This is a genomic window from Clostridium frigidicarnis, assembly GCF_900111985.1.
In the GTDB taxonomy this organism is placed as follows: Bacteria; Bacillota; Clostridia; order Clostridiales; family Clostridiaceae; genus Clostridium_Z; species Clostridium_Z frigidicarnis.
In genome coordinates this window covers 114876-135632 of record NZ_FOKI01000007.1, presented here as the reverse complement: position 1 = coordinate 135632, position 20757 = coordinate 114876, and the positions used below count along the sequence as shown (strand labels likewise).

General features: G+C 27.9%; 20 protein-coding genes, 1 other RNA gene and 2 pseudogenes. 19 read left to right on the top strand and 4 right to left on the bottom strand.

From position 1 onward, the window contains the following. Positions 1–9 precede the first annotated feature (9 nt). Positions 10–1473, top strand: a complete 1464-nt coding sequence (locus BM119_RS06150) for a YncE family protein (protein WP_090039818.1) — start codon at positions 10–12, stop codon at positions 1471–1473. 168 nt (positions 1474–1641) lie between these two features. Here BM119_RS06150 and BM119_RS06145 read toward each other — a convergent pair whose 3' ends face one another. After that, positions 1642–2394 (bottom strand): 3'-5' exonuclease, encoded by a 753-nt coding sequence (locus BM119_RS06145; RefSeq protein ID WP_090039817.1) that lies wholly within the window; start codon positions 2392–2394, stop codon positions 1642–1644. Positions 2395–2436: 42 nt separating this feature from the next. Beyond that, positions 2437–3315 (bottom strand): DMT family transporter, encoded by an 879-nt coding sequence (locus BM119_RS06140; RefSeq protein WP_090039889.1) that lies wholly within the window; start codon positions 3313–3315, stop codon positions 2437–2439. 202 nt (positions 3316–3517) lie between these two features. Here BM119_RS06140 and fsa point away from each other — a divergent pair, with 202 nt between their 5' ends. Further along, on the top strand, positions 3518–4162 hold the full coding sequence (gene fsa, locus BM119_RS06135; RefSeq protein WP_090039815.1) for a fructose-6-phosphate aldolase: 645 nt from the start codon (positions 3518–3520) through the stop codon (positions 4160–4162). 239 nt (positions 4163–4401) lie between these two features. Here fsa and BM119_RS06130 read toward each other — a convergent pair whose 3' ends face one another. Then, complete coding sequence (locus BM119_RS06130; RefSeq protein ID WP_090039814.1) at positions 4402–4887, bottom strand: GNAT family N-acetyltransferase; 486 nt, start codon at positions 4885–4887, stop codon at positions 4402–4404. Between the two features lie 312 nt (positions 4888–5199). Between BM119_RS06130 and smpB the strand changes: the two genes are divergently transcribed. The 17 genes and pseudogenes from smpB to BM119_RS06055 all read left to right on the top strand — a co-directional run bounded on the left by smpB (position 5200) and on the right by BM119_RS06055 (position 19863). Further along, positions 5200–5673: an SsrA-binding protein SmpB gene (gene smpB / locus BM119_RS06125; protein WP_090039812.1), complete on the top strand. Its 474-nt coding sequence runs from the start codon at positions 5200–5202 to the stop codon at positions 5671–5673. A gap of 278 nt (positions 5674–5951) precedes the next feature. Further along, entirely contained in the window at positions 5952–7577 is a 1626-nt protein-coding gene (locus BM119_RS06120) for a DUF2207 domain-containing protein (RefSeq protein WP_242948337.1), read from the top strand. A gap of 21 nt (positions 7578–7598) precedes the next feature. Next, complete coding sequence (locus tag BM119_RS06115) at positions 7599–7859, top strand: hypothetical protein (RefSeq protein ID WP_090039811.1); 261 nt, start codon at positions 7599–7601, stop codon at positions 7857–7859. Between the two features lie 471 nt (positions 7860–8330). Next, positions 8331–8686: a transfer-messenger RNA gene (gene ssrA, locus BM119_RS06110) on the top strand. Positions 8687–8846: 160 nt separating this feature from the next. Continuing rightward, positions 8847–9689, top strand: coding sequence for a L,D-transpeptidase family protein (locus tag BM119_RS06105; RefSeq protein ID WP_090039809.1), 843 nt, complete (start codon positions 8847–8849; stop codon positions 9687–9689). A 152-nt stretch (positions 9690–9841) separates the two neighbouring features. Beyond that, positions 9842–9949: pseudogene (locus BM119_RS20495) on the top strand (YvrJ family protein); the annotation flags it as partial. Positions 9950–10166: 217 nt separating this feature from the next. Beyond that, positions 10167–10997, top strand: coding sequence for a metallophosphoesterase (locus BM119_RS06095; RefSeq protein ID WP_090039807.1), 831 nt, complete (start codon positions 10167–10169; stop codon positions 10995–10997). Between the two features lie 206 nt (positions 10998–11203). After that, positions 11204–11415, top strand: a pseudogene (locus BM119_RS06090) (DUF1659 domain-containing protein). 564 nt (positions 11416–11979) lie between these two features. After that, on the top strand, positions 11980–12366 hold the full coding sequence (locus BM119_RS06085) for a (deoxy)nucleoside triphosphate pyrophosphohydrolase (protein ID WP_090039804.1): 387 nt from the start codon (positions 11980–11982) through the stop codon (positions 12364–12366). Between the two features lie 418 nt (positions 12367–12784). Further along, the gene (locus BM119_RS06080) at positions 12785–14071 is read left to right on the top strand and encodes an IS110 family RNA-guided transposase (RefSeq protein ID WP_090039802.1); all 1287 of its coding nucleotides are present in this window, start codon (positions 12785–12787) and stop codon (positions 14069–14071) included. A gap of 538 nt (positions 14072–14609) precedes the next feature. Next, entirely contained in the window at positions 14610–15365 is a 756-nt protein-coding gene (locus BM119_RS06075) for a hypothetical protein (protein WP_242948335.1), read from the top strand. After that, positions 15344–15601, top strand: a complete 258-nt coding sequence (locus BM119_RS20185; RefSeq protein ID WP_242948333.1) for a hypothetical protein — start codon at positions 15344–15346, stop codon at positions 15599–15601. Before BM119_RS06075 ends, BM119_RS20185 begins: the two co-directional genes overlap by 22 nt. A gap of 629 nt (positions 15602–16230) precedes the next feature. After that, entirely contained in the window at positions 16231–16497 is a 267-nt protein-coding gene (locus BM119_RS06070; protein WP_090039800.1) for a CD3324 family protein, read from the top strand. 200 nt (positions 16498–16697) lie between these two features. Further along, positions 16698–17447, top strand: a complete 750-nt coding sequence (locus BM119_RS06065) for a class I SAM-dependent methyltransferase (protein ID WP_090039798.1) — start codon at positions 16698–16700, stop codon at positions 17445–17447. Between the two features lie 82 nt (positions 17448–17529). After that, positions 17530–17655 carry a hypothetical protein gene (locus BM119_RS20380; RefSeq protein ID WP_278336783.1) on the top strand — a complete coding sequence of 42 codons (126 nt, stop codon included), beginning with the start codon at positions 17530–17532 and terminating at the stop codon, positions 17653–17655. 65 nt (positions 17656–17720) lie between these two features. Beyond that, positions 17721–18554 (top strand): GNAT family N-acetyltransferase, encoded by an 834-nt coding sequence (locus tag BM119_RS06060; RefSeq protein WP_090039797.1) that lies wholly within the window; start codon positions 17721–17723, stop codon positions 18552–18554. A gap of 223 nt (positions 18555–18777) precedes the next feature. Continuing rightward, positions 18778–19863, top strand: coding sequence for a serine hydrolase domain-containing protein (locus BM119_RS06055; protein ID WP_090039795.1), 1086 nt, complete (start codon positions 18778–18780; stop codon positions 19861–19863). A 386-nt stretch (positions 19864–20249) separates the two neighbouring features. Here BM119_RS06055 and BM119_RS06050 read toward each other — a convergent pair whose 3' ends face one another. Next, on the bottom strand, positions 20250–20624 hold the full coding sequence (locus BM119_RS06050) for a MerR family transcriptional regulator (protein ID WP_090039793.1): 375 nt from the start codon (positions 20622–20624) through the stop codon (positions 20250–20252). Positions 20625–20757 lie beyond the last annotated feature (133 nt).

Here is a 20757-nt window from a genome sequence, read left to right as displayed (position 1 = left end):
GTAAGATTTATGTTTAAAGAAGATTTGAAATATTATGTATCAAATTTAAATAATAATACCATATATATAGCTGATATAGAGAAAAATAATATATTTAAATCTATAGAGCTACCATTTAAACCTCTCAGCCTGACAGTATTTAATAATAGTAGAATTTATGTTGGGAGTGATAAAAAAGGGATTGCAATAATTTCTACTATAGACAATGAAGTTAAGATTAAAAATATAAGCAATAATGGTAATATAGTACTAGATGATGTTAATAAAAGAATGTATATATCTGATATTTCAAGAGTTTTAATTTATGATATGGATGGAGATAAGAGGTTAGGAGAAATTAAAGGATTTAAAATAGTAGATAATTTACAAGTTGATAAAAAAGGAGATAGGTTATTCATCTTGGACCTATTCACTAAAGAACTAAAAATTTATAGTACAGCTACGCTTAATTTAATATCAAATATAAAAAATGTAGGTGTGAAGCCAAATTTTATTACAATAGACGAAGATAATGGAAAATGCTATGTTGCAAATAAAGGAGATGTTTACGGAAATTCAGGAAATGTATCTGTCATAGATATTAGTGACAATAGTGTAATTCATATAGAACTGCCACTTAACTCATCTATAACATATTTAGCTTTAAAAAATAATTTTTTATATGCATGTAATGTAGGCTTAAATAGAATAGAAGTAATAGACATAAGAACAAATAAGAGAGTAAAGCATATTTCAAAAGATTATTTTAATCCTCAAAGTATATTTTTAACCATAAATAAAGAAAAATTTATTATAATAAATAAGAAAACAAATGGTAATGGAGAAATGTGTATAGTTGATACATTAAGCAACAGTATTACTAGCACTATACCTATATGCAGCAATGATACTATTCCTTACAGCATAGCTTTTATTTTTAATAATACCAAAGAAGAAAAGCATAAAAACAATGAGGTAGAACAAATAGTAGAAATGTGCGAAGAAGAAAAAGTATCTATAAGTGTAAAAAAAATATTTAATAACTATGAAGAAAAAATATATTTTGAAAAAGTTATAGCGGACATACCTAATGACTATATTGGGCGTTTTGTCCTAGAAGATATTAAATTTTCACGTGGATTCATAGTACATGGTACAGAAGAAATAACTCCAACAATAGATAAAGTTAATTTTTTTAAGGTTAATTTCTTGTTGAAAATTCCATATATGATAAAATTTAAAGATGATAAAAATGAAAGTATTATTATAAAAAAGTTCATAGAAAGGCATATGGAACTAATATTAGATATACCTATAGGAAATGAAAAAAATTATACTGAATTATGCATTAATACAAAGGTAACTATTATTAATGCTCCTGTAATTATCAAAGATATTTTAAGTTTTTCTGTAGAATCTCTTGTAGATTTAAAGGTTATTGGGGAAATAGAATTATCAATACCTACATCAGCAATAGAAAAATATTTTAAATAAAAAATTTTACTTTTAAAAAAGTTTTAGGCACATAAAAGAAAATAACAAGTGAAATAGACTAGAATACTGACTTGTTGTTTTTTGAATGTGCCTTAACTCTGATAAATTTGGTGGTTATATATAAACAAAACTACCAACTTTATTAGAGTTTATATATAATTATAAAAATTATTTTGTTTTGACTTGAAATTGATTAGTTTTTCCCATGAAATAAGCAAGTTTAATTATGGACTCTTCCTCTTTAGTCATTTCACGGTTAAACATCTTTTCAAATTGTTTTATTAATTCATTAATATCTATAGCTTGTTTTTTTGTGTTATTAGTAGAGGGTCTTTTGTTAAAACTGTATAATTGAGTCTTTATATTATTATTGTATAATTTTTTAAAAATCTCTGCTGTATAGTAAGCATCATTAAAAGCATTATGAAATTCATCTTTAATAGGAATCTCAAGCCTATGAATTGCTTTGCTAAGTCCTATATTAACACCCTTAGTGCATTTTAAATACTTAGAAGCATAAGATTGAATATTAATATATTTATTAGAAATTAATGATAAATCCAAGTTATGATATAAAATATTTCTAAAAAGCTCTTTTACATCACAAACACCCCAAACAACTAAAATATCATCAGGAGTTATAAAATTAGATAATGTATTATAAACTTCCTTAAAAGGTTTTGAATTGTTTAAAGTTTCTATTTTTATACCTGTAAGTTTTTCAACTAAAGGATTAAGCTCAGTATATAATTCAGGTTTTATAAATATATCTAAGGATGAAACTTCATTAAGATTTTCATCTAATTTTAGAGCCCCTATTTGGATTATTTCAAATGGGCACTTGGGATTAGATATAGGTTTAACATCTTCTTTAGATTTATACCCTTGATTAAATTCTAAATCAAACACTATATAATGCATTTTTTCCTCCAAATGACAATAATAGAACTTTGTGAAATTATACTATTTTTTAGCTTTATCTAATTTTTTATTATACATAAACATATATAAGGATGCACCAAATATTACAATATAACCTATAACACTTAAGAAATCTGGAACTGTTCCAAAGATTAGTATGCTTATTATTGCAGAGAATATTATATTTGAATAATCAAAAATTGATATTTCTTTAGCAGGAGCATATTTATATGCTAAGGTTATACCAAACTGACCCATACTAGCAAAAACACCTGCAAAAATCAAATACACAAGCTGAATAAAGCTCATAGGTGTATATGTAACTAACATAAATGGAAATATGACAATAGTTGAAAAGAATGAGAAATAAAATACAACAGTGTAATATTTTTCTTTTCCACCTAAAGCCCTAACACATGTGTAAGCGGCAGCAGCGAATATTGCACCAGATACACCTATTAATGCGGGATATATATCTAAATTAAACGATGGTTTTATTATAAACAATGCTCCTAAAAAAGCTATTAATATAGATATAGATTGCTTTAAATTTATTTTTTCATTTAACATTAAAGCAGAAAATATTATAACAAAAAATGGGCTTAATTTATTTAACATATTAGCATCAGATAATACCAATTGATCTATAGAATAAAAATTTAAAACTATTCCAATTGTGCCAAATAAAGATCTTAAAATAAGAACCTTTTGATTCTCTCTTTTCCCAAAGAAACTTTCTTTATGTTTTAATATTAAAATAAAAGCTATTGAGCAGGAAACAATATTTCTAAAAAATGTTTTTTGAAATGATGGTAGGTTTCCTGATAGCTTAACAAATGCTGACATCATAGCAAAACCAAATGCTGATAAAATGATGAAAGCTATTCCTTTATTTCTATCACTAAGATTTGAAAATGTAATTTTAATCAACTCCTTTTCTGTAGTTCTTATATATAATATATCATAAAATTACTGTTTGTTGATAATTTTTATCATGTAATTAAAGGGTTTCAATTAGAAATAAAAAACTCTTTTAGACAGTAATGAGATGAAGTATAATCTGTAAACATTTTCTTAAATATGATATAATAAATACATATTTAACACCTAGGAGGTAAAATCTATGGAATTATTTATTGATACCGCTATTGTTAGCGAGATTAAGGAAGCTAACGAAATGGGTATAATAAGTGGGGTTACAACTAACCCATCACTAATAGCTAAGAGTGGAAGAGACTTTAAGGAAGTTATAGGAGAAATTACTTCTATAGTCAACGGGCCAATAAGTGCTGAAGTTGTTAGCTTGAATTGTAAGGATATGGTTAAAGAAGCTTTGGAACTTGTGAAAATTCATGAAAATATAGTTATAAAGTTACCAATGTGTGAAGAGGGATTAAAAGCAACTAAAATATTAACTGAAAATGGCATAAAAACTAACATTACATTAATATTCTCATCAGCTCAAGCTTTGCTCGCAGCAAGAGCTGGAGCAACTTATGTAAGTCCTTTCCTTGGAAGATTAGATGACATAGGAATGGATGGAATGAATTTAATTGAAGAGATAGTAGAAATTTTTCAGATTCATGGAATAGAATCAAAAATAATTGCAGCAAGTATAAGAAATCCAATTCATGTAACAAATGCAGCAAGAATAGGGGCACATATTGCAACTGTACCTCTTAATGTTTTAAAGCAAATGACTAAACATCCATTAACAGATGCAGGTATTGAAAAGTTTTTAAAAGACTGGGAAAGTGTTCCTAAATAAGGATTATATTAATATAATTTAAAAATCAGCCACAATATAACTGAGGCTCAGTTGTATTGTGGCTGATTTAGGCACATTCAAAAAAATAAAAAGTCAGTATGCTAGTCTATTTCGTGCCATACTTCGTCAGCAATATTAGCCCATAGTCTATGCTATGAACTAATATTGCTTCCTTGTATGACACAAAATATACATGGCATCTTGGACTTGTTATTTTCTTTCATGTGTCTTAAAGAGTGTTATGCGTTTATATTTGAATTTGTGTATTCCATGTATATAAAATTCTCTTCCCCTTCTAGGGTTATACGATTGTAGTTATATTTAGTATTGAAACCTACCTTTTTATAACATTTAATAGCACGTTCATTAAAGCTTCTTACTTCCAATGCTATTGGGGCATTTGGGTAACGAATTTGGGCTTCTTTTATTATAATAGCCATAGCAGATTCCCCATGTCCATTGCTACAATAGTCTGGTCTTAATCCAATACCTATAAAGACCTTATCATTAAAAAGATGAAGTCTACCGTAGCCTATTAAATCAGCTTCTTTCAATATAGCTAAAAATTCCTCTTCTCTTATTTCATCAATTGATAAGTCAAGAGAAAGTTTTTTTACAACATGCCATGGAAATAAGTTATACACCTTAAACTCTTCATCATAAGCCCAAGTACATACCTCTATAGCTTGATTCTCATTAAGGGGTGTAACATATAAATTATCCATAATTTCCTCCGTAATAGAAAAATTAGTGTACTCTATTAAAATGTATTATACTATAAAAATCATACTTTTGGAATATTAGTATAGTCTTAAAAACTCTGTTAATCTAATAAATTAACAATATATCTCGTATAATCTTTATATTAACAAGTATTTGACATTAAGAGTATTCTAATTGATTTAAAAAGTTATAAGGCATATATTATATGAAAATATGATAAATATATATAAGAAATATTGTAAATGTGGTATTATAATAGATAATGATATTTTACACATAGTTAGTGTATTACCAAGTGTAAAGAGGTGATTTTTATGGCAAAAAATTCAGTAAAGAATAATAAAACTCTAGCTGAGAATAGAAAAGCTAGACATGATTATTTTATAGAGGAAGCTTTTGAGGCAGGAATAGAGCTAGTTGGAACAGAGGTTAAGTCTATAAGACAAGGCAAGGCAAATTTAAAAGACTCTTATGGAGAAATTAGAAATAATGAAATTTATATAAGAAACATGCATGTAAGTCCATATGAGCAAGGAAATTTATTTAATGTTGATCCATTAAGAGATAGAAGAATTCTTCTTCATAAACAAGAAATTTTAAATCTTTTAGCAAAAACATCACAAGAAGGATATACTTTAGTGCCACTGTCCTTATATTTAAAAAATGGAAGAGTAAAAGTAGCTCTTGGTTTAGCTAAGGGTAAGAAAAATTACGATAAAAGGGACAGCATGCTTGAAAAAGCTCACAAAAGAGACATAGAAAGAGAAATGAAAGCAAGATATAGATAAAAATAACTAAAATAATACTTTGAAGAATCACGGGAATTATCTCGTGATTTTCTTTTATGTGTCTAATAATTTATGTAGAAAATAAATAATATAATAATAAAACATAAGTATTTACTGGTAAATGATACTATATAAGCTAATAATTATTGTTTTTTAAGGTGGAATTAAGAAAATGATGGTATTCTTAATTTATCTAACATCTAGATGGTAGAAAAGACACCAGATGAATGAAGAACCATGCTATAAGAAGTTATTAAATTATAAGGAGGAGAGGGTTTTTGAAAAAATTTTTATCAATAATTTTTCTTGCATTAATTTTCATAATGCCTTTCAGTATTAAGGTTGAAGCAAAAAGCTATGACATAGATAGTCTTAAAATAAAAGCTGAAATAACTGAAATAGGTAATGTGGATATTGAAGAGGAATTAAGTTACAGCTTTCGTGGTGACTTTAATGGAGTATATAGAAACCTAGAAAAAAAGGGATGTAATGGTTATGAAATTTCCAGTATATCTTTAAAAGATAAAAACAATAATATAATTCCACTAAAGAAAGGTAATGGGTCAGAAAACAATACTTATCAAATTAATGAATCAAGTGATAAAACTGAGATTAAGATATTCTCTAAAAGTAATGATGAGTTAAAGACCTTTATACTAAACTACACTGCTCTTGATGCTGCAAAAAGATATAATGGTTTTTCAGAGCTTAATTGGAACTTTTATAAGGTGGAAAAAGACATTAATGTAAAATCAGTAGATATAAATCTATCATTAAAAGATTCAAAATTTAATATGGATAATTTTAAGTATGATTCATATTTAGACGGAGGAGAATTTACAACAAACTATGATGAAAATGGAATCCATTTGTATGGTGATAATCTTACATCTTTATTAGGAATAAAGGTTCAATTTCAGCCTGAATTTTTGAATAAAGAACCTATTCCATACGAAGATAAATCAGAAAAGGGTAATAATTCTAGTGAAAGTCAAATTCCGGTTATTGCCATATTGATCATAATAATTATGGCAGTATCAATTGGAACATTTGCATATTCAAGAAATATTAAAAAACTTAAGGAAGCAGTTGAGCAATATAGAGAAGAATTTAAATTCTTTGAGGGGAATATATTAGAAAATCCACCTAGTAATCTTTCGCCAGCAATGGTTAATTTATTATATAATACAAGGTATATTATGAATTCTACATCAATAATTCCAGTAACTATATTTTATTTGTGTAAAAAAGGATATTATGTTATGGGCAAGAAGGAAGTTTCTAATGATGGTAGTTTAGATGAATTCTTATATTTTAAAAGAAATAAAAAAATATCAATGGTGTCAGAACCACATTTAAGATACTTTATGGAATGGATGAGTTTGTACGAAAAAAAGGGAGTATTAACTTTTAATAATATTGAAAAAAGTGTAGGTTCAAATGAAGGCGCAGTGGAATTTAAAGAGAAGTTTTCTAAGTGGGAAGAGGTGGTTAAAGAAGATTTTAGAGATTTAGAGTATTATATAACAATTGTTGGTAATGAGGTCTTAAGTAATGAAGCATTAAATGAAAAACTTAAATGGATGGCATATAGAAAATATATTATAAATCATTTAGAAGAGCATGAAGATCTAGAAGGTATATCTAATGTTGAAGAAGCTTTGATATATGGAGCTGCTTTAGAAATAGATAAAATGCAAACAGAGGACTTTACAGAGAATTTAAGGGATAATGGTAATAATGACTATTCATTATTTTTAGCACATATGTATATATGGAGTAATATTGATAGTGATATTAATAGGAATATACAAAACAATAGTAATAACAATGATAGTTTTGGAGGTTTCTCTAGTGGAAGTGACTTTTCAGGGGGAGGGGGAGGAGGATCAGGAGCTTTCTAATACTTTACAGGAGTGAAGAAAATGATTAATAGCATAAAGAAGTATAAAGTAATTATACTCTTCTCAATAAGCTTTGTAATATTATCTGTGAGCATAGTGATAGCACAATTTAGCCCTTTAAATGAAAAAGTTTCGTCTATCATTACACTTTTTTTATTTGATACAGCTATGCTTGCGATGATATTTAATGAAAATGATAAAAATAATAAGTATACTAAGAGTAGAATATTTGCATTAATAGTAGTTAAGCACATTCAAAAAAATAACAAGTCAGTATGCTAGTCTATTTTGTGTCATACTTCGTCAGTGATATTAGCCCATAGTCTATGCTATGAACTAATATCACTTCCTTGTCTGACACAAAATATACGTGGCATCTTGGACTTGTTATTTTCTTTCATGTGCCTTATGATTTTTATAACGATTAGAATGTTAGTTAAGTTAATTGATTAACATATAATTAGAGGGTTGATGAAGAAGTTATATTAATATCCATTTAAATTACATTGTATATTTTAGAGTTTAGTAGTATTATAAAACTAAGATAGCACACAATAAAAAGTTTATTTGTGTCACATCATATAAAATACATAATGCTATTTTGAGCCTTATATATTTTATGTGTGGCACAAGTAACTTTTAATTACAGATCAGGTTATATTGACAGAATTACTTTATTGTATTAAAATAAGGTATATTGAAAATTGAATATAGTAATTTGGTGAAGCGTTTATAAGATGTACTTACAACCATGGGGGCGTAATGGTTTCGACGGGGGTAAGCGGTCTTGAGGAAGCGAGTGGAGGGAAGCATGAGCCCGCCTTGAAAAATTATGCACTAAATGTAAACGCAGAAGACAATTTTGCAATAGCAGCTTAATATAGCTGTTCGTTCTACCTAAGAGTCCCACGACTTGGGATAGGGCGCCGATTAGTGGGGAACCGAGCTTAGGAAAGCTTTGACCTAGGAACGGAATTTATGAAGCTACCGAAGTAAAGAGCTTGCCAGTGGGCGCTTTATGAAGGGAATTTTAAATCACTTGGCTGCACTCGGAGATGCCTTAGGGTCATTATTTTCGGACAGGGGTTCGATTCCCCTCGCCTCCACCAACAAATCCACGACAGAAATGTCGTGGATTTTTTTATGTATATTTATAGGAATTTATAGAAATAAGTTAAAATTTTGTATCAGCTAGGTCTTGATTATAATGGTGCTAAATAAAGAAAAAGTCTCATAAGATATTATAAAAAGTAAATTTAGGGGTGAAGTATGAGAAACTATAATAGACAAGAACAAAATTTATATAAATACACTTTAGCTAATACTAATCTAAGAAAAGAAAAGTCTACTTCCTCAAATGTAATAACTGTAATACCTGCACGGTCTAAGGTTCAAGTTAACGAAGCTGAAGAAGATTGGTATGAGGTATCATATAATGGACAAAGAGGGTATGTATATAGTGATTATTTATCCCAAACAAAATATACATGGACAAATGTTATTTTAAGGTCTTATCCATCTGCTGAGTCAAATCCAGTAATTATAATCCCTCAAAAATCTATAGTACAAGTGTTATCTGTAAATGGAGACTGGAGCCATGTTATGTATGATAATCAAGAAGGGTATATATTTAGCTATTTCCTTTCTGATGATGGAGATCCACCTGAGGAATATAATTTTAAGTATTTTTACACGGATATGACAAAGTTTGTAAATGATAATCAAATTAAAAGCCCCACTATAAATTTAATTACAACAGATTTAAAAAATAAGCTTACTTATATATTTGAAAAAAATTATGATGGTTCGTGGAATTTATTGTATAAGTGGTCATGTACAATAGGTGAACCTAGTACACCAACTATTAAGGGCACTTTTTATGTTAATGGTAGAAAGCCTTACTTTGGCTCTGATACTTATAGGGTAAAATATGCTACTAGAATTCGAGGTAGATACTATTATCATTCAATTTTATTTAATGCAGCAGGAACTCAAATAATTGATGATAGACTTGGGATGGCTTTGAGTCATGGATGTATTCGATTAGCTGTAGAAAATGCTCAATGGATTTATGAGAACATATTAGATAAAACTGCTATAATTATAAACTAATTTAATATATAGGATCTGTTATGTAATTGTATAACAGATCCTATATTTATCAAATTAAAAAATAACTAGGAAACTGTGGGGATATTTATATAATGAAAAATCATTAGGGCTTAACAAAAATGAAATATTAAAGCTATAGATAATAGTTTTAAAGGATAAAAAAAAAGCTTGAGGAATTAACTGAAGCTTTAAATTGCCTAGATAAATCTATACTTTCAGCTATAGAGCACCAAAAAGATGAGTATTTCACTAGAAAGTGAGATACTCATTTTTTTATAAATATAAAATTATAACTTTTAATTTTCAAGATAAAGTAGAAAAGGAATATATGATTATAAAGATGATGATGTAAAATTCAAGAATAATGTTTGTTTTTTTATTAATACTATAAATGAACATAAAACATTATTTAATAGATATTTTATGTCAGATTATGAAAAGTATATATTAAAACAATAGAAAGGAGCGTAAGATTACATGAGAATGAAAAAATTTAACAAACTAATATTTTTTATTATATTAACGTTAACAGTTAGTTTTTATGCACCAACACCAGTTTATTCCCAAACTGTAGGGGATACCAAATATATTGGAGTTACTTCAGATATTCACCATGATATTTCCAATTTGACAAAATGGCTATCTAGTTTGAAGAGTACTACAACCTCAATGGACTATATGATTTTCGGTGGTGATTATGTAGGTCAGACTGATTCAGAATCTTGTGTCTCTGCTGTGAAGAGTGAATTTAGTGGAACCCCATCCATATTAGCAGAAGGTAACCATGATAAAAGTAAGGGAGGAAAATATGATTCCGGATTAGTTGTTAACAATAATGATTATGCTGTATATGTAATGGATTCATCAAGTAAATCCTTTACAAGTAGTGATATGGAGAATCTTAAATCTTCCTTGAATAAAATAAATTCATCGAAGCCGGTTTTTGTTGTCTCTCATTGCCCTATTCATTATTTTGGGAAAAGAACCATTGGAGGTGCAGAAAAACTCCTTTCTCTTCTTAATAATTATGAAAACGTAATATTCCTTTGGGGACATAATCATTCTCAAGGAGACACAAATTATGGTACAGTTAAAGTGAAAGGTGATACCATACAGTGCTCCAAGTCTTCTTCAGCAGTTCCTATTAATTTTACATATGCAAATATGGGATCAATGAAGCAAGGAAACAATGGGGCATATGGATTGCTTATAAATTTAATAAATAGCAGTGGTAATACAAATATTAAATTCTATTATAAAGATCTTTCAGGAAAAACTGTTTCAAATTATTCTGTGGATATTAGTTGATAGGTATTACTTATATTAATAAAACAAAAAGGTTACATATTGGATTAGATTTCCGGTATGTGGCCTTTTCGTATTTAGAGAAACACCTGCTATGTGGGTATGTTGAAAATAGATTTAGTGATGATCATATAAAAAAATTACTGCAGTTTATATGTCCTAGTCATATATATAGGTGAAAACAAAAACAAATAAAAAACAATGAAGTAATAAACTATGCAGTAAGTAAAAATCTTTTAGGAAGAAATCTAGCTCTAGAATATCAAGATGGATTAGATAAGAAAGGGATATCCATCTTGAAAAAGGTTACCTATAAAAATATAAAACTAACTGCAGAACCAGAAGCACTTATGGAGGTAGTAGATGCAAGAAATCCATTAATTGCAGAGGGAAAGTAGAAAATTACGTATTATTAAAATAATTGAATGGAATCTAGTGTGTGAAACTAAATAGTTAGTTCTCTAACCTTGAAGGAATCTTCTAGGATAGTGGATGTAGATATACCAGATACTCTTGTGGTATTATATGATCAAGTGTTATATTTTCCCAGACGCAAAGATAAGTCAAAACAATGAATTTTAGAAGAAAGATATTAATTTTATCTAATTGGTAAGAAGGGTTGAGAAGTCCCTTACATAATTATACATTATAGGGGGTAGGGATATGAAAAGAAATTTCTAAATTAAAATAAACATACATTTCTTAGGATACTTTTATGTACAATAGAATAAATGATATTATGAGTGGTTTTTAACCACATAAGGGTATTCGACACAACCTAGCGAACATGATAAGATAAGAATATCAACATTGAGATTAAAGAATATGTCTAGAAAAAATAGGCAAAGTCCTACAATTGTAACATAAAAAAGGAGGGCATTGTTTTTTATGCAAAAAAGCTTTGTAACCCTTGATATATAAAGAAATTTTAAAGAAAGTAGTGTAATAAACTTTACACTAACAATATATAAGTAGAGGTGGAAATATGAAGACAGTAGAGGTAGTTGCAGCCGTAATAAAGCAAGATGATAAGATATTTATTACTCGAAGAGGTTATGGTGAGTTTGTTAACATGTGGGAATTTCCAGGGGGAAAGATGGAGAGTGGCGAGTCTAGGGAAGAGGCTCTTAGTCGTGAGATAAAGGAAGAGTTAGAGTTAGATATTAATATATTAGATTTTTTAACAACTATTGATTATGATTATACTAATTTTCATCTTACTATGCATTGTTTTATTTGTGAAATTTCTGGTGGAACTTTAAGTTTAAATGCTCATAATGATGCTAAGTGGATTGATTTTAGTGACTTAGATAATCCAAAGTGGGTTCCAGCTGATATTTTAGTTGTTGATGCTTTGAAGACTAGAAAATAAGAAGGGGCTGTTGCAAAACTAACTTTTTAAGTTAGTTTTGCAACAGCCCCTTGTATGATTAAGCTATAAAATTCATTAGAGAATTCATATCTCTTTACACGAATATTGTAGCTTATTTTATTTTTATTATTTTAAAAAACATATCTCAAATTTATAATAGTAAGATCATTCTCTTTGAATTTTAAAGGAAACTTAACCGGGTAAAATAGTACTGAATAGAAGATAGATGACCAGCCCCTGGGAGTTTCTTCGAAACTATACCCGTTAAAAAGCGTATCATTCCATCAGATAGAATTCTATAATTAGCTGGTTGAGTTTCCTGAATAGGAATTACTCGTGTCACAAACAAGGATATAGACTAACTGATAGATTGGATAATCTATTCTATCTCAAATTTTACAGATGAGGAGATAATCAAATGGCAGCATTCACTTATAATTTAACAATAGGAATTGATGTTTCGGCTGAATTTTCTTATATAGCAATCATCGAACCGAATGGCAATGTTTATAAAAAGGTTTTTAAAATAAATCATGATCTTAAAGGATTTAACTATTTAGTTCAAGAAATTAAAAAAGCGGAAAAGGACCTTTCAAGTAAACCTGCAATATTTATGGAATCAACAGGTGTTTACCATATAGCTCTTTTCCACTATTTAAAGAAATTTTTTAATGATGTATTCATCATTAATCCACTCATCACAAATTCTAACAAAAATAGTTCAATAAGAAAAGTCAAAAATGATAAAAAAGATGCTATCTCAATTGCACATATAGGTAAATTCCAAAATATTAAGTATTCCACTGATATTGATTTAGATTATTATTTACTTAAATCTTTAGTTAGAGAATATTACAAACTTAGGGATGATTGTTCTCAATATAAAAAGAGACTATCAGCTGATTTAAGAGTAATATTTCCAAACTATAATACAATATTTAGGAATTCAAATTCTAAAACATCCTTAGCTATTTTAAATAAATATCCATCACCTTTATTAATAGTAAAAGCTCCTAAAGATAATATTATTGATTTATTAAGAGATAATGCTAGAAGAAGTAATGAATGGTGTGAAAATATCTATTTAAAGTTAATTTCAGTAGCAGAGGAAGCTATGGCTATCGGAGTAGACTTAGATAAATTATCGATAAAAATAAGAGCCAACATCTCATTAATTAAGGCTATTAATTTGGAAATTAAATCTTTACTAGAAAGTATAAATAATCTAATTGATTCAGATGAACTAAATAGTGATATTAAAGAAAATATTTCATTATTAAAAACAATTCCTGGTATAGGAATATTAACCGCAATAACGTTAGTTGCGGAAATAGGCGATTTCAGAAGATTTAAAACATCTAAACATTTAGTTGCTTTTCTTGGAATTGATCCATCTATAAATGAATCAGGAAATTTCAAAGGATCAAGGAATAGCCTATCCAAGCGTGGTAGTAGTATCGGAAGACGTGCAATATATACAGCAGCACTTTCTTCAATTGGTATAAAACGTAATGGAGAAGCTAATAATGAAATAATTTTAGAATATTATAAAGATAAATTAAAAACAAAAAAGCCAAAAGTTGCTTTAGGTGCAATAATGCATAAAATGGTTAGATATATATTTTCTGTGATAAAAAATAAAAGGCCGTATGAGGAAAGACACCCTAAAATTCATTGTAGAATGTACTTAAATCATACAGCTTAGTTTTTTACATTTTTTGTAACCGTTCGTGTTTTAAAACGGTTTATTTGCTATGCAAAATATTCCGAAAAATATTTTTTTATATTTCACTTGACTTTGCTTAGCTGGTCTTTTATTTTAAGAGATAATTTAATAAAAAATTAAAAATATATTATATAAATTATAAATGTAAAGAGCATATATAAGAATAGAGTTTTGAACATATAAGATTTAAATATTAGGAAAATAGACAATGTCTAAGTAAATGGAATTTTAGGTAAAGTTTTCAAAACGTATTACGAAAATACTATTAATAAACTCTTATTCAATGTTAATTCAACTAAACTTAATGCTACTAAAATGATAGTTGATATTAATCAAGATATGGGGAAAGAGTGTTCAGATGTAGTTAGTCTTACAATATAAATATAATTAGGTATACAAAGTTATAGTATTAGTGTATTAAAGAATTTTGTTCATTAGTATAAGATATATAACGTAAAAGTAGAAGCTGAATACTTACTAATATATACTACATTTGAATATATAGGGGGTTAGAATTATGAATGTTAGTAATATAACAAATTTAACAAGAATCAAATTTGATACAAGTCAAGCTTTAAGGATTAAAAATAATGATATTAATAGAGCGGATAAAGCACCATCTGAAATAACATTTATACCAGGTGAGAATATAGACCATGAAAAGTGTATAGGAAAGGATGGAAATGAATTTGAAGTAATTAGTTATTGCAAGATTAAAGAAGAAACTTTAAACAAAGATTATTTAGATGTATTCGCTGCTAAAGCTCAAGGAAAAGATGTAAATTGCTATGATTATTATGTAGAGAATTTTATATCAAAAATAGCTAAGAATTTTAGTGATAGTGGTAGCTTAAAGAATGATATGAAATCATTAAAAAAAGGAATAAATAATCTTGTTGGTGAGATGAAAAAAAATATTTCAAGAGGTATTTCTAATGATATAGAAAACTTAAACACTAAGTTTAATGTAAATGAAGTAGATTTTACATTTAAAGAATTAATGGACTCTTCAAAGGTTATGGACTGTGCAAGTTCTATTCTAGTTAATACAGGAAGTGGCTTAGATTACGAAGGTTATGCAGAAATGGGAATAGCAAAAGGTAAGGTAAACACTTATGCAGGAAAAAATTTAAATATAGATCAACAAAAATTACTTAATTCCACAATGTCTACAAGAATACAAAAGATTATAGATTCGGTGCCATACAAAATGTACAAGATGCTACTAATGAAGAATATGCACAAAAAATTATGGATACTTTTTCAAATGTAGATTATTCAAATACTGAAAGTTTTGAAAAAGCTATAGAAGCATATAAAAATCTTATAAAACCTGTATTAAAATCAGCAGGTGTTATAAATATTGGAAGAAATCAGGCTTTAACTGATACAATTAACTATATGAGTAATCAACTGAAACCTTTATTTGATCAAAATTATAGAAGAGTCATTATACCTGCTGGTGAAGTTAGAAGAGTATTTGGAAATTTGATAGATGTTTATAGATAAATTTTAAGAATTTTTTATAAAAGTTAGATTAAGGTATTGCAATATAATTTGTGATACCTTAATTTTTGTATATAAGTTTTATGTTTATATAAAATCATCAATATGTAAAATAATTACAATAATTTAATCATTGGTAGTATTATAGATATTAGAGAAATATAATTAAGAGGGGATATAAAGGAATGTTGGGAAAAAATTAAAAATATATCCTTGTTACTTATGATATTTACTGATAGTAAAATCAAATTTATCAGATGAGGGAGGATAAAAATGAGAAAAGATTAAACTTTATAAAACATTCATAGAAGCAAACTGGATTTATATGTTATAGTTGTGTATATTATACATAAGGTTGTTGCATTAAATGCGTGAATTTTAAAACTTCTTTATAATGTACGTATTATATAACTAATACTGGGAGGGGAAAAAGTTGATAATGTTTCGTTTGAATCTAGGATTTTTTAGAGGTAAGTTTATATCAGCAATAAAACTCTATGCAGAATCAGTCTTATAGACAATGGCGATAACTGCATAGAGAACAAGGATAATCGCCGTATTCATTCTAATTTGAAGTGTTAATAAGTCTGATTTTGCATCCTGAACCATTTTTTGATGAAGGAGCAATTAGAATGAAATATATAAACGCCACAGAAATATTACCGAAGAATTTACTTAATGAGATTCAGAAATATATTGCTGGTGAGATATTATATATCCCACAACCAGAAGGTCACAAAAACCCATGGGGAAGTAAAACTGGTTCAAAGCAAAAGATTATTAATAGAAATAAACAGATTAAATTTGAAAAAGAAAATGGTAAAACCATTGAAGAGCTCATGCTTAAATATAATCTTTCTTATGACACAATTAAAAAGATTGTATATATAAAAAAATAGCTATTACTATACCCCTGTAAGTTTTAGACTTGCAGGGGTTTTGTGCATAAAATAACTATAGCAATTAATTACCTTTTATTATGATATTAGATAGTTTATCATAAACTTAGTGCTATTATAGTAGTCAAATGAGAGAGTGAGTAAGTTTTTAAATTATAAACTTATATAGGATTAAGATTAAAGAAAAGGGGAGAAGTGCAATGAATATACATAATAACTATACTGATTATAACTCAAAAGTATGGGACAAGTGGAGTGATGAGGGCGACACATGGACTATACCAATTAGTCAAGAAGATTTTAGTAAGATTTTTCAGGGAGAATATCATTTGGTTTTAACATGCCAAAAGGAAGTTCCTAAAGAATGGTATATGCCTGTAATAGGAAAGAGATTACTTGGACTTGCCAGTGGAGGAGGTCAACAGATGCCTGTTTTTGCAGCACTAGGTGCAAACGTTACAATACTCGAATATTCAGATAAACAACTTGAAGCTGAAAGGTTAGTTGCTGAAAGAGAGAACTATCATATTAACATAATAAAAGGAGACATATCAAAAAGGTTTCCATTTGATGATAATAGCTTTGATATTATATTCAATCCTGTTTCAGTGCAATACGTGGAGGATGTAGAGCACGTCTGGAAAGAATGTTATAGAATATTAAAGCCTGGCGGCATTTTGATGTCTGGATTCGGAAATCCATTTCAATTTGCTCTTGATGAGAATGATAAGGTATCAAATAAGATTCCTTGGAATCCTTTAAAAACATGCACAGAGGAAGAGCTTCAAAAGCTTCTTGAGGAAGATGGATTAATGTTTAGCCATTCTTTGGATACATTAATTGGTGGACAGGGACGAGCTGGTTTTTGCATGACTGATTTATATGAAGATTATCACTTCGGCTCAGTACTGGCACCTACTTATATCGCAACACGAGCAAAGAAACTGTAAAAGGCATTTTTAGTGTATAACGAGTAATCATATACTCATTATACCTGTTTTTCAAATTGATTGAAAAAGAAGGGGGAAATATATGAATATATGGCAAGGGTCAAAAATTAAGCTAAGGTTATTTGAACCAGATGATGGGGATTTGTTTTTTGAAATGATATCTGATACTGAAGAATACTTTTTTGAAGAGCTTAGGTGTCACAAGTAATATACTATTTCTAAAATATGTTATAATTGTATGTAATTATTAATTTAAAAGTGGGGGCATAAGCAATGATAAGAGAGGTAATTAAGGATGATGGTTATAAAATAAAAGAACTTTTAAGCAGGGAAGTAGGAGATTTTGATGAAGCGAATTTAGAAGAAAAAATAAATAGTAATATTTATGGAATAGTGTATGAAGATAATGATAGTATACAAGGATTTGCAGCTCTTAATATGTATAATAAAAAACTCAAAAAAGTAGAGATACTTTTATATGTAGCAGAAGCATATAGAAGAAGAGGAATAGGAAAAGAAGTATATTTAAAGATTTTAGAATATTGCAATAATGAAAATATCAGTAATATTATTTTAGAGGTTAGAACTGAGAAGAATGATACAAGCAAATTCTTTATTAATAGAGGCTTTGAAAAATGGTACAGCGCCACTGAAATGGACTACAACGGTGGAAAAGTAGAGAATGATTTAAAGGTAGTAAATTATGAGGAAAAATATTATGAAATATATAAAAATGCTTATGAAGATGCATTTTTAGAGATGCGCCAGGCTTTAGGGTTTAATCCTCCTAGAGATTGCTACACCATAGAAGAGCTTGGAACAATGAAAGATAATATATTTATGTTATTAGATAATGAAGACATAATAGGTGCTGTAAGACTTCATGATAACGAGATTGATGATTTTTTTATAAATCAAAAATATCAAGGACAAGGATATGGAAGGAAGCTTTTTAAATTTTCAATTAGTTATTATCAAAAGAGAAATGCAGAAAAAATATTTTTAGGTGTAGCTGATTGGAATGTAAGGGGTATAAAACTTTATAAAAGCTGTGGATTTGTTGATACAAGGAAAATTTCTGCTTATAGAATTAAGTTAAGCAACTAAAAATAATGATAACATATAAATAGGGATAATTAAAAATGACAAAACTTCATTTGGAGTAGTTACGCTGAATCATAACCATAAGTAATAAGGTAGAATGATCGTCATATACAATATTAACCAAAAATGTTATGGTAAATAGTAGATTGGGTAGTGTTAATTTATCTTTTTAATATACGTTAATGTAAATGATTAAGTTTAATGGTTGGAAGTGGGGGGATATAACATGAGAAAATTTATGGAAACAATATGTAATTACTATGCCACAGAACAAAATTTTAGTGGAGTGTGTATGCTTAAAATTAAAGGTGAGACAGTATTTGAAAAGGCATATGGTTATGCAAACAGAGCATTTAAAATAAAAAATGAAGTTGATACAAGCTTTGATACAGCATCAGTGACTAAAGTTTTTACGGCAGTAGCTGTACTGAAACTTGTTGAACAAGGGAAATTGAATTTAGATGATAAAATCGTAAATATAATTGATTTGAAGGGAACAAAAATACCTGATGATGTTACAATTGAACAATTATTGAATCATACATCAGGTATTGCTGATGATGCTGATGAGGAAGCAGGAGAAGACTATGAAGCATTATTTATCGATAGTCCTAATTATGCAATAAGAGAATGCAAAGATTTCTTAAAAAACTTTGCTTATAAGGAACCAAACTTTAAAGCAGGCAATAATGTTAGATATTGCAATTGCTCTTTTATACTTCTTGGTCTTGTAATTGAAAAAATAACAGGAATGAAATATCAAAATTATGTAGCTAAAAATATATTTGAAAAGGTATGCATGAGTGGTACAGGATTTTTCTCTATGGATGGTATTAATGAGAATACTGCAGAAGGATATATAAATATTACGGATAAAGAGGATAATATTCTTGGGTATAAAAAGAATATCTATTCTTATCCTCCTATAGGAACAGCGGATGGTGGTGCATATACTACTGCAGAAGATTTGAATAGGTTTTTAATTGGTATTCAAAATGGCACACTTCTTAATAAGGAATACTCAGATATATTAATGCATGCACACTGTAATTTTTGCGATGCAAAAGAAGTTTATGAAATACCAGGGTTATACAAAAGAAATGGATATGCATTTGAATTTTTTATGATAAATGATGAAAAAGAACCATTCTGCATATATAAAGATGGTTGCAATTATGGTGTATCAGCTATGTTCTCTTATTACCCAGAAAAAGATATAAGTCTTGTGGTTTTATCCAATCAGGAATGCAATATTTGGGATATGAGAAAAGAGATTCAGTTAGAACTATATAAAAAATATTATATTAAGTAAGTCAGATATTTTGAGTATAATTAAAAGTAAATAAGTAGGAATTTACATGTTAGTTAGATAGAAATTTTTAAATACAAAATAATTGTATATGTTTATTTTTTATAAAAATTTGATATAACATAAATATGAAATGTGGATAATAAAAAAGTAGAGTGTTGGTGCACTCTACTTATACAATTCTAGTTGCTTAGGCAACTGGTATCACAGTAGCTTGCAATTCTATGTGGGGCTACTATTTTTGATATTTTATCAATAAATAATATTAAAGAGGAGATAGGATCTTCATTGCTATGTATAATTTTTTCAAGATAGTTTCTATTTAAATTGGAACTTGAAAAAGTAAATCCCTTAACAGCACACAAACTATAGAAAGATAATAATGTAAATTATTTACATATAATAGATTTTTGCTCTTTAATATAATGATTTATCTTATTATCTACAATTCCAAGATAAGAATTAAAGTTTTTTATCTCATTTTCTATATATTCCTTATGTTTTAAAAGTATATCTTCACGCTTACATATAGTCTCAGGACCTTCTAGGCACAAATCAACATACTCTTTAATCTTAGATATAGGCATATTAGTATTTCTTAGACAACATATTATATCAAGCCATTCAAAGTCTTTATCTTTAAAGATTCTATTACCTTGTTCATTACGCTCGACAAAAGGAAGTAAACCTTCTTTTTCATAATAGCGAAGAGAATGAGTAGATAAATTATATTTTTTAGATACCTCTTTAATAGTATAATGCATAGTATTACCTCCTTAGAATATCTAATTACTTACACTAGATTTCTTTACATAAATGATATCATATTATAACCTTTAAAGTGAACTCTAAGTAAAGTAAAATTATTTTAAATTATCTATTGACTTAGAGTTTACT